The 15226-nt window shown below is 60.8% G+C and carries 15 protein-coding genes; 7 read left to right on the top strand and 8 right to left on the bottom strand.

Annotated features, from left to right (window positions below; all coding sequences use genetic code 11):
* Positions 1-25 precede the first annotated feature (25 nt).
* The 4 genes from E3T47_RS15770 to dhaK form a co-directional block, all read right to left on the bottom strand.
* Positions 26-163, bottom strand: a complete 138-nt coding sequence (locus E3T47_RS15770; protein ID WP_166805611.1) for a hypothetical protein — start codon at positions 161-163, stop codon at positions 26-28.
* 161 nt (positions 164-324) lie between these two features.
* Complete coding sequence (gene dhaM, locus E3T47_RS04265) at positions 325-1074, bottom strand: dihydroxyacetone kinase phosphoryl donor subunit DhaM (protein WP_134555084.1); 750 nt, start codon at positions 1072-1074, stop codon at positions 325-327.
* Between the two features lie 13 nt (positions 1075-1087).
* Positions 1088-1804, bottom strand: coding sequence for a dihydroxyacetone kinase subunit DhaL (gene dhaL, locus E3T47_RS04260; RefSeq protein ID WP_134554595.1), 717 nt, complete (start codon positions 1802-1804; stop codon positions 1088-1090).
* Positions 1805-1834: 30 nt separating this feature from the next.
* Positions 1835-2836, bottom strand: a complete 1002-nt coding sequence (gene dhaK, locus E3T47_RS04255; RefSeq protein WP_134555082.1) for a dihydroxyacetone kinase subunit DhaK — start codon at positions 2834-2836, stop codon at positions 1835-1837.
* A gap of 241 nt (positions 2837-3077) precedes the next feature.
* Here dhaK and E3T47_RS04250 point away from each other — a divergent pair, with 241 nt between their 5' ends.
* Together E3T47_RS04250 and glpK are read left to right on the top strand one after the other, a co-directional pair.
* Positions 3078-3845: an MIP/aquaporin family protein gene (locus E3T47_RS04250; RefSeq protein ID WP_134554593.1), complete on the top strand. Its 768-nt coding sequence runs from the start codon at positions 3078-3080 to the stop codon at positions 3843-3845.
* 92 nt (positions 3846-3937) lie between these two features.
* Positions 3938-5452, top strand: a complete 1515-nt coding sequence (gene glpK / locus E3T47_RS04245) for a glycerol kinase GlpK (protein WP_134554591.1) — start codon at positions 3938-3940, stop codon at positions 5450-5452.
* A 26-nt stretch (positions 5453-5478) separates the two neighbouring features.
* On the opposite strand, the gene trpD is transcribed toward glpK, so the two are convergent.
* The gene (trpD, locus tag E3T47_RS04240; protein ID WP_134554590.1) at positions 5479-6531 is read right to left on the bottom strand and encodes an anthranilate phosphoribosyltransferase; all 1053 of its coding nucleotides are present in this window, start codon (positions 6529-6531) and stop codon (positions 5479-5481) included.
* Between the two features lie 143 nt (positions 6532-6674).
* Here trpD and ctaE point away from each other — a divergent pair, with 143 nt between their 5' ends.
* From ctaE to E3T47_RS04215, 5 genes are all read left to right on the top strand, one after another.
* Positions 6675-7304, top strand: coding sequence for an aa3-type cytochrome oxidase subunit III (gene ctaE / locus E3T47_RS04235; protein WP_241981927.1), 630 nt, complete (start codon positions 6675-6677; stop codon positions 7302-7304).
* Positions 7305-7327: 23 nt separating this feature from the next.
* Positions 7328-8140: a cytochrome bc1 complex diheme cytochrome c subunit gene (qcrC, locus tag E3T47_RS04230; protein WP_134554589.1), complete on the top strand. Its 813-nt coding sequence runs from the start codon at positions 7328-7330 to the stop codon at positions 8138-8140.
* A 95-nt stretch (positions 8141-8235) separates the two neighbouring features.
* Positions 8236-9309, top strand: coding sequence for a cytochrome bc1 complex Rieske iron-sulfur subunit (qcrA, locus tag E3T47_RS04225; RefSeq protein ID WP_134554587.1), 1074 nt, complete (start codon positions 8236-8238; stop codon positions 9307-9309).
* Positions 9306-10955, top strand: a complete 1650-nt coding sequence (qcrB, locus tag E3T47_RS04220; RefSeq protein WP_134554585.1) for a cytochrome bc1 complex cytochrome b subunit — start codon at positions 9306-9308, stop codon at positions 10953-10955. Before qcrA ends, qcrB begins: the two co-directional genes overlap by 4 nt.
* Positions 10921-11805, top strand: coding sequence for a methyltransferase domain-containing protein (locus E3T47_RS04215; protein ID WP_134554583.1), 885 nt, complete (start codon positions 10921-10923; stop codon positions 11803-11805). The genes qcrB and E3T47_RS04215 overlap by 35 nt, the downstream gene beginning before the upstream one ends.
* Positions 11806-11947: 142 nt before the next feature.
* Here the strand turns inward: E3T47_RS04215 and ctaF are convergent, their stop codons facing one another.
* The 3 genes from ctaF to ctaC are packed head-to-tail and all read right to left on the bottom strand — an operon-like array spanning position 11948 to position 14995.
* Positions 11948-12370, bottom strand: coding sequence for an aa3-type cytochrome oxidase subunit IV (ctaF, locus tag E3T47_RS04210; RefSeq protein ID WP_134554582.1), 423 nt, complete (start codon positions 12368-12370; stop codon positions 11948-11950).
* The gene (gene ctaD / locus E3T47_RS04205; protein WP_134554580.1) at positions 12371-14101 is read right to left on the bottom strand and encodes an aa3-type cytochrome oxidase subunit I; all 1731 of its coding nucleotides are present in this window, start codon (positions 14099-14101) and stop codon (positions 12371-12373) included.
* A 3-nt stretch (positions 14102-14104) separates the two neighbouring features.
* Entirely contained in the window at positions 14105-14995 is an 891-nt protein-coding gene (ctaC, locus tag E3T47_RS04200) for an aa3-type cytochrome oxidase subunit II (RefSeq protein ID WP_134554578.1), read from the bottom strand.
* Between the last annotated feature and the right edge of the window lie 231 nt (positions 14996-15226).

Below are 15226 nucleotides of genomic sequence, written 5' to 3'. Positions count from 1 at the left end.
GCCGACATGTCAGGCCGCCGACGTGTCAGGCCTGGGTGCGGTGAATCACCATGCCGAACTCATTGACCGGTTCGAAGGCGTCACGGTCCCAAGCCCCGGGGTGCGGAACCGGACAGTTGACCACGGTGTTTCGGGTCGAGTGATCGATACTGTGTTCGCGCATCGCATGAGCGCAGATCGGGCATGCCTGCGAGTCAGTCGCGCGCCGCTCTTCCGGACCGTTCGAGGGGTTCCTGTCCTGAATCATGTCATCACGATACGCCGGATTAGACAAAAAGGCACGCGTCTGCTAGGCACTTTGTGCGAGCGAGGTGATCGAAGCGGTTAGTCCTCGCCGAAGCCTGACTCCAGCAGATCTGCGAGAGCCTTGATCGCTGGCCCGGCCGACGGGTCGGTCGAGGAAAGCTGCACGTTACTCCCCCGGGCCAGCCCGAGAGACATAATGCTCAGCAGGCTGGTCGCATCCGTTCCGTTCACGGTAACTGGAACGGAAAAAGTGCTCGCCAGGTTGACGAATTCTGCGGCTGGACGTGCGTGAAGGCCATCCTTGTTGGTGAGTACCACTGTGCGTGAGATTGCGCCCGACACCGACGAGTGAGCGCCTAGCTGGGCGTCGCCGCGTGGTGTCCTGACGGTTGTTTCGTCATCGCGTACTGGAGATATCGTGAGTCTGGTCAGCTGCAGCGCTGTCTGCGCGGCTGTCACGACCGCGTCCAGGTCTCCCCCGATTTCTGCAGCCACCGCTGCGGCTACCCCGCCCTCGACGAGGGGAGCGTCAACAATCCGCACGCGGTTCTGTTCGGACTCATCAAGTACATCGCGTGCAGTTTCCGCCGTCAGAATTGCCGAACCGAGATCGCAGAGAATCACCACGCCACCGCCCGTATTTGCTGCTGCGATTCCGTCACTGATTTTCACAAAGCTGGTCCCGATCCCGCCGGAATCCGTTCCCCCCGCGGCGATGAGACGCGCGGTCGGCGCCATCTGTCGAGCCAATTCGACCAGTCCCGTCGCGATCTTCTCGCTGTGCGAAACGAACACGATTCCGACCTGGCGAACAGGTACCACGACCATCACGCGCGCACCATCACGGAGTCGCCAGGACTACGTCGGCGGCGGCGCGCAACAGCAGCGAGGTCGACTGGGAACCGGGGTCTCGGTGGCCGATCGCTCGCTCACCCAGGTAGCTCGCCCTGCCCTTGCGTGCCACCAGCGGTTCCGTGGCCTGCGCGCCGGATGCTGCCGCATCCGCTGCGGCCAGCAAGAGAGCCCCGACACCCGAACCGGCCGCCTGCGCTGCTGCCGCCGCATTGACCGCCGGAGTCCAAGCGTCGATCATGGTCTTATCACCCTCCTCGGCCTTGCCCCGCAGTACGATGCCGTCTCGGGCGGCCGTCACCAATGCGACGAGAGCGGCCGCATCCAGCGACTGCGCGGTTCCAACGGCGCCGGCGGCTTTAAGAAACGCGGTGCCATAGAGCGGCCCGGCGGCGCCTCCCACGGTGGAGATGAGAGTGGTCGCGACCAGCTTGAGCACCGTGCCGGGGGTTGTCTCAATGGCCAGGTTCTCGAGTTTGGGCAGGATCGCCTGAAAACCTCGATCCATGTTTTCACCGTGGTCACCGTCGCCGATATCCCGGTCGAGGGTATTGAGCGCGGCGCGGCTGGCGGCGAGCACCTCTGCGCTTCGCCGAATCCAGCGTACGGTCCAGGTTGTGTCGAGCGTGAGCGCCGCATCATCGTGCGCTGCGTCGCTCAGGACTTCGTCGGCTCGGGCGACCTCGGGATGGTCATTAGAGGTCATCAAATCTCCTTCTTTCGTCCCACCGTAGCGCTACCGACCCCACCGTAGCGCTGCCGTCTGCACCGGGGCGTCCCACAGGCTCATGAGTTCCTCATCGAGCTTGAGCACCGAAATGGATATTCCCGCCATTTCAAGGCTTGTCGTGTAATTACCGATCAGGCTGCGGGTAACCGCTATGCCCTTTTCTTCGAGCACTTCAGCGGCGCGACGGAATGCAATATACAACTCAACCTGCGGTGTTCCTCCCATTCCATTCACGAACAGGAGCGCATTGTCGCCACGGACAAAGGGCAGGTCGTCGAGGATAGCAGCGAGCAGCCGGTCGACGATGGCATCGGCGGGTTCGAGCTTGATGCGCTCGCGCCCCGGCTCACCATGAATTCCAATGCCAATCTCGATCTCATCATCCGCGAGGACGAAGCTGGGCTCCCCCGCGTGCGGCACGACACACGGTGTCAGTGCGACGCCCATCGTGCGCACTCGGGAGTTCACCTTCTCGGCCACGGCGACGACGGCGTCCAGATCATCGCCACGTTCGGCAGCCGCCCCGGTGATCTTTTCCACCAGTACCGTTCCGGCCACACCTCGTCGTCCCGCAGTGTAGAGGGAGTCCTTGACGGCCACATCGTCGTTGATGATGACAGCGCGCACGTCGATGCCTTCAGCGGACGCCAGATCGGCCGCAGTCTCAAAGTTCAAGACGTCGCCGGTGTAGTTCTTTACGATATGCAAAACGCCCGCGCCACCATCCACGGCCTGGGTAGCCGCCAGAATGGGATCTGGAGTTGGGGAGGTGAATACTGCTCCCGGTACCGCGGCATCCAGCATGCCGTACCCGACAAACCCGCCGTGAAGCGGTTCATGACCACTTCCGCCACCGCTGACAAGTCCCACCTTGCCGCGAATGGGGGCATCGCTTCGCACGATGAAAATCGGATCGTGCGAGACCCGCACGATATCACCGTGCGCCACCTCAAAGCCCGCAACGGCTTCGTTGACAACGTTCTTGGGATCGTTGATGAGCTTCTTCATGACCATCCATTCGTTCATTCGGTGATTCCACGGCTTGAAACTGAGGCACGAGACTGACGTGGCATCGCCCACAGCCGCCAGCTTCCCACGGTCAACTTACGCGCTGGCACCGCCCGCAGTAAAGGCCGGTAACGAAGTGCGCCCGACTATTCCCCTCGGAGGCACCCCGCGCTATGTTGTTGCCGTCCGCTCACCGCAGAGGGATAGCTTCGCCATCCCCGGCCTGACCAGAAAGGTTCTCGTGGAAAATATCGGAGCTGTATTTGTCTCGGAAGTCGTGGGTACTGCCATGTTGGTTCTCCTGGGAACCGGGGTGGTAGCCAACGTAGCCCTGGCCAAGAACAAGGGGCTTGGGGGTGGATTCCTCATGGTAACCATCGGCTGGGGTTTCGCGGTGTTTGCCGGCGTAATTGTTGCGTACCGTTCGGGGGCCCACCTCAATCCGGCCGTCACCCTCGGCCTCGTCGCCAACGGTTCCGAGGAATTCGGAATGAACGTTCCCGTCAACGCCATATCGGTGCTCGCTTATATCGGTGCGCAGATACTCGGAGCTATTCTCGGCGCAGTCGCGTGCTGGCTTACCTATAAGCAGCACTTCGACGCCGAACCCGACCCGGCCAACAAACTCGGTGTCTTCTCCACCGGACCGGCCATCCGCTCGTATGGCTGGAATCTCGTCACCGAAATCATCGGAACTTTCGTGCTGGTGTTCGTCGTCATCGCGTTCGGCGGCAACCGGCAGGGCGACACGGGCGGGTTGGCCTCACTCGGCGCCCTCCCCGTGGCACTGCTCGTGATCGTTATCGGCGCCTCGCTCGGTGGCCCGACGGGCTACGCCATTAACCCCGCTCGCGACCTGGGTCCGCGCATCGCTCACTTCATCCTGCCAATCAAGGGCAAGGGCAGTTCCGACTGGGCCTATTCCTGGGTTCCCGTCGTGGGCCCCGTCATCGGTGGCCTGCTTGCCGGCTGGGCCGCGCTGCCCCTGCTGCCTCTGCTCACTACCTGACCGCAGGAACGGGCCGGTCCCCGAGCGGACTGGCCCGTCGTCGTGCGACCGCACCCGTATGTCACGAACACTCAACAGGAGGACACGCAACAATGGCTGATTACATTCTCGCGATTGACCAGGGCACGACCAGTTCTCGCGCCATCATCTTCGACAAGGCCGGGTCGATCGTCTCAACCGGGCAGCTCGAGCACGAGCAGATCTTTCCTCAGGCGGGCTGGGTCGAGCACGACCCGAAAGAAATCTGGGACAACACCCGTGAAGTGGTCGGGCAGGCTCTCTCTAAGGCCAACCTCACCCGACACGATATCCAGGCCATCGGAATCACCAACCAGCGGGAAACAGCTGTGGTTTGGGATAAGACGACCGGTGTGCCGGTCTATAACGCCATCGTCTGGCAGGACACCCGCACCCAACCCATCGTCGATCGCCTCGCCGCCGACGGAGGTGTTGAGCGGTTCAAGAAGAAGGTGGGCCTCCCCCTCGCCACCTACTTCTCCGGAACCAAGATCGTCTGGATCCTCGAGAACGTCGAAGGGGCTCGGGCTAAAGCGGATGCCGGTGACCTGCTCTTCGGCACCACCGACTCTTGGGTGCTCTGGAACCTGACTGGCGGAGTGGACGGCGGGGTGCACGCCACCGACGTCACCAACGCGAGCCGTACGCTGTTCATGGACCTCGAGACCCTGCAATGGGACGACGAGATCCTCGCAATTTTCGATGTACCCAAGTCAATGCTGCCGTCGATCCGGTCGTCGTCGGAGGTCTATGGCACCGCACACGCGTCAAGCCTGTTGCATGAGGTGCCGGTCGCAGGCATCCTTGGCGACCAGCAAGCAGCGACGTTCGGGCAGGCTGCCTTCGACAAGGGCGAAGCCAAGAACACCTACGGCACTGGAAACTTTCTTATTTTCAACACCGGAACCGAGATTGTGCACTCCAAGAACGGTCTGCTGACCACCCTGGGGTACAAGCTCGGCGATGATGCTCCGCACTACGCCCTGGAAGGTTCCATCGCCGTGACCGGCGCCCTGGTGCAGTGGATGCGCGACAACCTAGGCATGATCAACTCGGCCTCCGAGATTGAAGGCCTGGCAAAGACCGTCGATGACAACGGTGGAGCCTACTTTGTGCCGGCATTCTCGGGCTTGTTCGCACCGTACTGGCGTTCCGACGCTCGTGGTGCGCTCGTCGGGTTGACCCGGTTCGTGAACAAGGGCCACATCGCCCGCGCGGCACTGGAAGCGACGGCGTTCCAGACTCGAGAAGTCATCGATGCGGTCAACGCCGATTCGGGCGTGCCCCTCACCGAAATTAAGGTCGACGGCGGCATGATCGCCAATAACCTGCTCATGCAATTTCAGGCCGATATCCTCGGTGTTCCCGTGGTTCGACCGGTAGTGGCCGAGACGACCGCCCTGGGCGCCGCATATGCCGCCGGCCTCGCGGTCGGCTTCTGGAGCGGTCTCGACGAACTACGCACGAATTGGCAGGAAGACAGCCGGTGGACGCCGCAAATGGACGTACCTGAACGCAGCCGCCAGCTGCGCAACTGGAAGAAGGCGGTCACAAAAAGTTTTGGTTGGGTCGATGACGACGTTCTCTAGTGAACGTTGGGTGCGGCAACCCAGACTCAGATCTGGGTCGCCGTAATCCACGCTGACAACTTGGCCGTGGCCGCACCGGAGTCAATTGTATGGGCGGCCACGGCCAATTTGGCGCGAAAACGGTCGAGGATGGCCACCTGGACCTGTGAGGCGTCGTTGGCCAGGTCGAAGGCGACCAGCCCGGCAGCGGCGTTGAGCAGTACGATGTCGCGGATCGGACCGTGCTCGCCGGCGAGCACCGAGTGCACGACCTTGGCATTGTGTTGCGGCGTGCCGCCCACCAGATCGCTGATCTGCGCACGGTTGATGCCGAGTTCTCGTGGGTCGATGTCGTGTTCGGTCACCAGACCGCGGGACACCTCCCAGACGTGACTGTGCCCGGTGGTTGTCAATTCGTCGAGCCCGTCGTCGCCGCGAAAGACCAGGGCCGTCGCGCCGCGAGTCTGGAACACACCCACAAACAGCGATACCCGGTCGAGGTTGGCGACACCGACAGCGGATGCCTCCGGCCGCGCCGGATTGCACAGCGGTCCAAGGTAGTTGAACACGGTGGGAATCCCCAACTCTTTGCGGGTGAGCGCCGAATGCCGGAATCCGGGATGAAATGCGGCCGCATACGCAAAGGTAATACCGATTTCTTTGAATACCTGAGCCACACGCGTCGCATCCCGCGACAGGTCGATGCCCAATTCACCGAGCACGTCCGATGATCCCGAGGCTGAGCTGGCAGCGCGGTTACCGTGCTTGACGACCGGCACACCCGCCGCCGCGCACACGATTGACGCCATCGTCGAAATATTCACCGTGCCGAACTGGTCACCACCGGTCCCGACGATGTCGAGGGCCATGGGATCGACCGGCAGCGCAATGGCTTGCTCTAGGATTGCGTCCCGGAATCCGACAATCTCGTCGACGGTCTCGCCCTTGGCGCGAAGCGCCACCAAAAAAGCCGCGAGCTGGGACGGGGAGGCCTCGCCGAGCATTATCCGTTCCATGCTCCACGCGGCATCCGCCACACTCAGATCCCGTCCATCGAGAAGGGAATTTAATATGTTCGGCCAGGACTGCGATTCAAGCATGGTTCCGATCATACGAGAACGGGCCCAACTCCCCCGAATTCACGGCATTCGAGCGCGAAAATTGAACCATCTAACTAGGAAATAACTCTCACTCACACGTCTGATTGAGAAAAACGTGTGGGAATATCGGCCATAATAGAGGGGTGACCAGCACCTCAATTACTCAGACGGCGAGTGCACCCGTCGTGAACCGGCCCAACAGCGTGGCTGTGGGCACCATTGTGTGGTTGGGCAGCGAGGTGATGTTCTTCGCGGGGCTCTTCGCAATCTACTTCACGCTTCGTTCAACCTCCCCAGAGCTGTGGCTCTTCGAGGCCGACAAGCATAATTTCACCTTCGCTCTGATCAATACGCTAATCCTGGTGTCGTCCTCGGTGACGTGCCAGTTTGGAGTGTTTGCCGCCGAACGGCTGCAAGCGCGCTCGACCGGCTGGAAGCCGAGTGAGTGGGGCATGGTTGAGTGGTTCTTCCTCACCTACGCCCTCGGCGCGATTTTCGTCACCGGCCAGGTGTTTGAGTACGCGACTCTGGTGTCGGAGGGGGTTTCGCTCTCATCCAACGCGTACGGTTCCGCGTTCTACATCACGACCGGCTTCCACGGCATTCACGTGACCGCTGGCCTGCTCGCCTTTCTTCTCGTGATTGGGCGCGGATTCGCGGTCAAGAACTTCGGCCATAAGGAAGCCACCAGCGCCATTGTGGTTTCCTACTACTGGCACTTCGTCGACGTCGTCTGGATCGGGCTCTTCCTGGTCATCTACGTTCTCAAATAGAAACAGGAGCGGATTACTTCAGCATGACCACGATCAAAACTCCTCGCGCACGCCGCCCACGCAAAGCTGGACGTCGCCATCCCCTCGCCAGTGTCGCTCTCATTGCTATCGGGTTGCTCTTCACCGGAGGTGCTTACGCGGCCTTTAGCACGGGCACAGCTCTTGCAACAACGGATGCGTCCTCGCAGCAGACCATCGCTCAGGGTGAGAAACTCTTCGCAGCGAACTGCGCCACCTGCCACGGGCTCAGCGCCCAGGGCTCGTCGGAAGGGCCCAGCTTGATTGGAGTCGGCGCTGCCTCGGTCGACTTCCAGGTGGGCACCGGTCGCATGCCGTTGCAGATGCAAGGTCCGCAAGCACAGAAGAAGCCGGTGCAGTTCACGGTTGAGCAGACTGCCGCACTGGCCGCCTACGTCGCTTCGCTCGCTCCCGGCCCCGCCATTCCCGCCGCCGAGTTGCTCAATGCCAGCGGCGATGCTTCGGCCGGTGCCGAGTTGTTCCGCATCAACTGCGCCATGTGCCACAACGTCGCCGGTGCGGGCGGCGCGCTAACCGAGGGCAAGTTCGCGCCCGCGATCGAGAACGTGTCCGCCCAGCACATCTACGAGGCCATGCTCACCGGCCCGCAGAACATGCCCGTTTTCAACGACATGAACATCTCGCCTGAAGACAAGCGGGACATCATCACGTATCTCAAGTACGTCGAGGACAACCCGTCTCCGGGCGGTTTGGCTCTCGGTTCGCTGGGGCCGGTAGCGGAAGGCTTGTTTATTTGGATCTTCGGATTGGGTGCAATCGTGGCCCTCACCGTGTGGATCACCGCAAAATCGAACTGAGCGCCGGTTGCCGGTCGTGACACGACATTCCGTCTCGATCCAGCGCCGCGCAGCACCGCAGTGCAGAGTACTAACACAGCTCACAAAGGAGAACAATGGCCAAGGACGATAACGGCGCGGAAGACGTAACCGCCGCCGACTCGCCTGGCGCGCAGCTCGCGACATCCGCCGCAAGCACAGCCGTCGTTACAAGGGACGGCCTGGTCAACCCAGGATTCCCGCCGCACCGTCCGCGCATCACCGACCTTGACCGCAAGGAAGAGCGCAAGGCCGAGCGTGCTGTTTACACGTTGTTCTACGTATCCATCGTGGGTAGTGTTTTCGCAATCGCCGCATATATGGCCTTTCCGATCGTTGCCGAAGATCCCGGTTCGGTTCGATTGAACAATCTGTTCATCGGCCTCGGCCTCAGTCTCGCCCTCCTCGCGATCGGTATCGGAGCTGTGCACTGGGGCAAGGCCCTTATGAGCGATCATGAGGGCGTTGACGAACGCCACCCCGTACGGGGAACTGAACCAGTTCGGGCGCGCGCCGTTGAAATCTTTCAGCAGGCGAATGAAGAGTCTGGCTTTGGCCGCCGTACGCTCATTCGCAACAGTCTGATTGGTGCGCTGGTCGTCTTCCCACTGCCAGCCGTCGTCTTGTTTCGTGGGCTCGGCCCGATGGATGAGGACCCCGTCGCCCTGCTTCATGAGACCTTGTGGAAAAAGGGCGTCCGCCTCACCATGGACCCGAGCGGAACCCCGATCAAAGCAGCAGACGTCACGCTCGGATCCTCCTTTCACGTCATTCCTGAGGGCCTGTCCGAAATGGGTCATGGCCGTCTAGAAGAGAAGGCAAAGGCCGCTGTTCTGCTCATTCGAATGGATCCTCGTGATCTAACCGAAGCAGAGGATCGCAAGTCCTGGTCGTATGACGGAATCGTGGCGTACTCTAAAATTTGTACCCACGTCGGCTGCCCGGTCGCGCTCTATGAACAGCAAACGCACCACCTGCTTTGCCCGTGCCACCAGTCGCAGTTCGACGTTGAGAACCATTGCAAGGTCATCTTCGGTCCGGCCAAACGGGCACTACCCCAGCTCCCCATCGCCGTGGACGCTGAGGGCTACCTGATCGCGCAGAGCGATTTCACTGAACCAGTCGGCCCAAGTTTCTGGGAGCGAGCATGACAACGATAACCACCCGCGAACCCGTTGATGACCAAGCCGTCGGGGCGAAGAAATCCGGTGGCTTCACCGCTTCCGCCGCCAACTACATTGACGAACGCACGAGCATTTCGGGCGCCGTCAAGGAGCTTGGTCGTAAGATCTTCCCCGACCACTGGTCGTTCCTCCTCGGCGAGGTGGCGTTGTACAGCTTCGTCATCATTCTGCTGTCAGGATCATTCCTGACGTTCTTCTATCAGGCGTCGATGGCTGAAGTTATTTACGAGGGGTCCTACGCGCCGCTGAAGGGCATCCCGATGTCTGTGGCGATGTCCTCCACCATGGACATCTCGTTCGATATTCGCGGTGGACTTCTCATGCGTCAGGTTCACCACTGGGCGGCTTTGCTGTTCGTGGCGGCCATCGGTCTGCACATGCTGCGCATCTACTTCACGGGTGCGTTCCGCAAGCCGCGAGAGCTGAACTGGGTTATCGGTTTCATCCTGTTCATCCTCGCAATGGCTGAAGGCTTTACCGGCTACTCCCTCCCCGATGACCTGCTCTCCGGTAACGGGCTGCGCATCATCGACGGCCTGATCAAGGGCATACCGGTCGTTGGCACCTGGATTTCTTTCCTGCTCTTCGGTGGTGAGTTCCCCGGAACGGACATCGTCGGCCGGCTGTATTCCCTGCACATCCTTCTGCTTCCCGCCATCATCGTCGCCTTGATAGCCATGCATCTCCTGTTCGTCGTTGTGCACAAGCACACTCAGTATCCGGCTGCAGGACACACCAACCAGAACGTCGTCGGCTATCCGGTTCTCCCGGTCTACGCTGCCAAGGCCGGCGGATTCTTCTTCATCGTCTTCGGTGTGGTCATGCTCATCGCGTCGCTGTTCACGATCAACCCGATCTGGAACTACGGGCCCTACGATCCCTCACCGGTCTCAGCCGGCACCCAGCCAGACTGGTACATCGGCTTCGCCGACGGCGCCATGCGCTTGATTCCGAGCGGGTGGGAATTTGTCTGGCTGGACCACACGTACTCGCTCAACATCCTGGTGGTGCTGGTCGTGGTGGGATTGTTCATCGTAACCGTCATGATCTACCCGTTCATTGAAGCGTGGATCACCGGCGACAAGCGTGAGCATCACGTCCTCGACCGTCCACGCAACGCGCCGACCCGCACCGCTATTGGCGCAGCCGGTGTCACGTTTTACGCCTCGCTCTGGTCAGCAGCATCGTCCGACATCATGGCGACGCATTTCCACCTCACTATGGAAGGCGTCATTCACACGCTTCAGGTGACCACGTTGCTCGGTCCGTTCCTCGCATTCTTCATTGCCAAGCGTGTCTGTCTGGCCTTGCAGAAGAAGGACCGTGAGATTGTCCTACACGGCTACGAGTCCGGCCGTATCGTCCGTCTTCCCGGCGGAGAATTCGTTGAAGTGCATCAGCCCGTCGATGAGTACGAGCGCTGGAAGTTGGTCAGCTATAACGACTTCAAGCCGCTCATGCTACGCCCAAACGCCCAAGGGAAGATCGGCCCTGCTGAGAAGGTTCGCGCCGGTCTGTCACGGTGGTTCTTTGAGGACCGGATCACACCGGTGTCGCAGACTGAAGTGAACCAGGCTCATGGCGATCACCCAGCGGAGATCACGAACAAGTAGCACATCAAGAGAACGGGCATCGATGTCACTCCAGACGTTATCGGAGTGGCTTCGGTGCCCGAACTGCTGTCTCCCCCTATACCGCAGTGCTGACTTGGTGCTCGGGTGTGAGCGCGGGCATTCCTTCGACGTCAACAAGCGGGGCTTCGTCAATCTGCTCACCGGTCCGCGCAAGTTCATCGGCGACAGCGCGGCGATGCTCGACGCCCGGGATAGGTTTCTCGACGCAGGGTGGTACGAACCGCTTTGGAATGCGATCCGCACCCGTGTCACCGGCGAGTCACCCCGGCGTATCCTCGACGTCGGCTGCGGCACCGGCTACTACTTGGGGGCAGCGTTGCCGCCAGGAGACGACGGCGTGCGGGCGCTGGGAATGGACCTGTCCCCCACTGCCGTCGGGCGCGCAATCCGCGCGCACGATCGTGCTGACGGGCTAGTAGCAGATGTCTGGTCGCCCCTCCCCGTCCGTGATGGCGTCGCCGATATCATTCTGAACATTTTCGCACCGCGGAACGCTGCTGAATTCCATCGTGTCCTCCGACCGGACGGCTTGCTGCTCGTCGTCGTGCCGCAATCAACTCACCTTCGTCAGCTTCGAAAGTCGGGACTTGTCGTGGAAATGCAGGCCGACAAGGCCGCACACTTGACCACGAGTCTTGCTGCGTGGTTCCGCCTCGAGTCACACGACCAGCTGGACCGCACCGTGGAGTTGTCACCGTCGGAAGTAATGTCGCTCATCGGAATGGGCCCGTCCGCGCACCATACCGACCCTAAAACAGTCGAGGCCAGCGCGACAATGAATCGCGACGTCACACTCGCTTTCGACATCTTCCAGTTTCGACGGCGCTGACGGCTGGACTAACCCGGTAGCCGTGCTGTAGTGCCGCGGCACCAGCGTGCCCGCGGTGGCGGTGTATCAACGGTGCTGTGCCGGTTAAACGACGATACCGACCTTCCATGGGGGCGAGGTCGGTATCGAACGTTTAGTGCGCCTAGCGGGCGAACAAGCCCCTATAGTACTCGTAAACCCAGCCGGTGAGGGCCACGAGGCCGAGCCCCAAGCCGATGAAGCAGATCCAGATACCCACGGCCAGGCCGAGGAACAGCAAGGCAGCGGATGCGGCCAGGAAGATCGGCCACCAGCTCCACGGACTGAAGAAGCCCATTTCGGGATCTCCATCGTCGATGTTGCCGTCGAGGCGGTCTTCGGGCAGCTCGCCGGCCTGTGCTCCGTGTACCTTGTCGAGATAGAAGGCGATGAATGCCACAAGCAGCGCAGACAGTCCGAGCATGAACGTGCCGGCCCACTCTACGGTCCCGTGGGCGGGATCGAGCAGGCTCCAGACAACGTAGGCGACGGTCACGATTCCGAAGAACGCGGTGAGGACCCAGAGAATGTTTACGTTCGTCTTCATTTACTTAACCTGGTTCGAATCGATGTCGTAGACCGCAACGTCTGGCGCATCCTTGCCCGGGCCGATACCGACGGGCAGGCCAGCCTCAGGGTGGTTCAGGTCGAAGGCAGGGCGCTCGGAGCGGATTCGCGGGATGGAGGTGAAGTTGTGACGAGGGGGCGGGCAGGACGTTGCCCACTCGAGCGAGGAGCCATAACCCCATGGGTCGTTCACGGTCACCAGCGGAGCCTTGCGGGCCGTGATGTATACGTTCAGGAAGAACGGAATCATCGACACCGCTAGAACCATTGCGCCGATCGTCGACACCTGGTTCATCCAGGTGAAACCGTCCTCCGGAGAGTAGGTGGCGTACCGACGCGGCATGCCCATCACTCCCAGCCAGTGCTGGATCAGGAAGGTGGTGTGGAAACCGATGAATAGAAGCCAGAAGTGCCACTTGCCGAGGCTCTCGTTGAGCATCTTGCCGGTCCACTTGGGCCACCAGAAGTAGAACCCGCTGAACATCGCGAAGACGACGGTGCCGAAGACCACATAGTGGAAGTGCGCCACGACGAAATAGGTGTCAGACACGTGGAAGTCGAGCGGCGGTGAGGCCAGAATCACTCCGGTCAAGCCACCGAAGGTGAAGGTGACGAGGAAGCCGATGGCCCAGATCATGGGGGTTTCAAAGGTGATGGACCCTCGCCACATGGTGCCGATCCAGTTGAAGATCTTCACGCCAGTTGGTACTGCGATCAGCATGGTCATGAGTGAGAAGAACGGCAACAGTACCGATCCAGTGACGTACATGTGATGCGCCCAGACCGAGACGGATAGCGCGGCGATCGAGATGGTCGCGTAGATCAGGGTCTTGTAACCGAACATCGGCTTGCGGCTGAAGACCGGGAACACCTCGGAGACGATGCCGAAGAACGGCAAGGCGATGATGTACACCTCGGGGTGGCCGAAGAACCAGAACAGGTGTTGCCACAGGATGGCACCACCGTTGGCCGGGTCGTAGATGTGCGAACCGAAGATGCGATCCGATGCTGCGGCGAGCATGGCTGCAGCTAGCACCGGGAAGACCATGAGTGCGAGCAGAGCCGTGACGAGTGAGTTCCAGGTGAAGACCGGCATACGCCACATCGTCATGCCCGGGGCGCGCATGGTGATGATTGTCGTGATGAAGTTCACGGAACCGAGGATGGTACCAAAGCCGGACAGACCGAGACCGACCATCCAGAGGTTGCCGCCGACTCCCGGTGAGAAGGTTGTGCTGGCCAGCGGCTGGTACGCGAACCAGCCGAAGGATGCCGCGCCCTGCGGGGTGAGGAACCCCGCGACGGCAATGAGACTGCCGAAGTTGAAGAACCAGTATGCGAGTGCGTTCAGCCGAGGAAATGCAACGTCGGGCGCACCGATCTGGAGTGGAACCAGAAAGTTGGCGAAGCCGAAGAACAGCGGCGTGGCGAACATCAACAGCATGATCGTGCCGTGCATCGTGAAGAGCTGGTTGTACTGCTCCTTGGTCTGCACCACGTCGAGCCCCGGGGCGAACAGCTGGGCACGAATGATCAACGCCATGACGCCGCCGAGGCAGAAGTAGATGAACGAGGTGATCAGGTACATGTACCCGATGACCTTGTGATCGGTGGAGGTGATCCACCGGACAAGCGTGTTGCCCTTGCGTTCCGCCGACGTGGAGACTGGTGCTGCCGGGCGTGACTGGGCAGGTGCGATGGACGTGGTCATGGCTTAGTTGCCCTCCGGAGCCGTCGGTGCACTCGTGCCCGGCTGATTCTGATTGCGGTCGAATTCGTTGTCGAGCTGACCGACGTTGCCCGCACTGCGCAGGGACTGGATGTACGTGTCATAGTCGGCCTGGGAGACGACCTGGACATTGAAGAGCATGAGGGAGTGATACTCACCGCAGAGTTCGGCACATTTGCCCGCGTAGGTTCCGATGCGCTCCGGGGTGACCGACATGAAGTTGGTCTTGCCCGGAATGACGTCTTTCTTGTAGAGGAAGTCGATGACCCAGAACGAGTGGATGACGTCTCGAGATTCCAATGCGATTTCAATGGTCTTGTCGACTGGAAGAACGAGTACGGGCAGTTCGGACTCGATCAACGAGCCACGCTCACCAGCAGGGTCCGGCTGTCCCTGGATTCCGGGCGAGTACACGTCTTCGTCAACGTAATTGAAGTCCCAAGCCCATTGCTTGGCCTGAACTTCAATCGTCACATCGGGATTTTCGTAGCGAGTCTCGAGGGCGATCTGATCGCGCACGGTAAACGCGAAGAAGCCGACGACCAGGATGAGCGGCACGACCGTGTAGAAGATCTCGATCGGCATGTTGTATCTCAGCTGCACCGGGAGGCCGGTCTGGCCCTTACGGCGGCGGTACACGACAATGGTCCAGATGATCAGGCCCCAGGTGATGAGGCCCACGATGAGGAGCACGATCCAGGAGGTGGTCCAGAGGCCGGCAATGCGGTCGGTCTGGTTGGTCACCGCCGTTTCGCCCTCTTCTTCGAAACCGGGCAAGAAACCGTGGAGCTGGGCTTGCGTGCATCCGGCCAGTACAACGGCGAGCGTCGCGGCAAGCGGGATAGCAGCCCAACGAAGGCGGTGGTTATTGCGCACCGGGTACCTTTCGGGAGATTCGAGGACACTTTTCAGTAAGTGTTTTGATCGATTTCTAGCTTACTCCGCGAGAGCACGCCTGAAGTGCACTCGCGGTCGGGTCGTAGATGTATTGTTCCGTGGTCCCTCTGTCGTCGGCAGAAATACGGGCAATTCGAGAACAATGCGGCAGAAAAAAGGCAGAGACACCATCGAAGTGATGATGCCCCTGCCGGGTGTTTCTAACCAACC

The organism is Cryobacterium ruanii (genome assembly GCF_004404055.1).
In the GTDB taxonomy this organism is placed as follows: Bacteria; Actinomycetota; Actinomycetes; order Actinomycetales; family Microbacteriaceae; genus Cryobacterium; species Cryobacterium ruanii.
The sequence above is the reverse complement of the archived record's forward strand: the minus strand, read 5'-3'. Positions and strand labels throughout refer to the sequence as shown.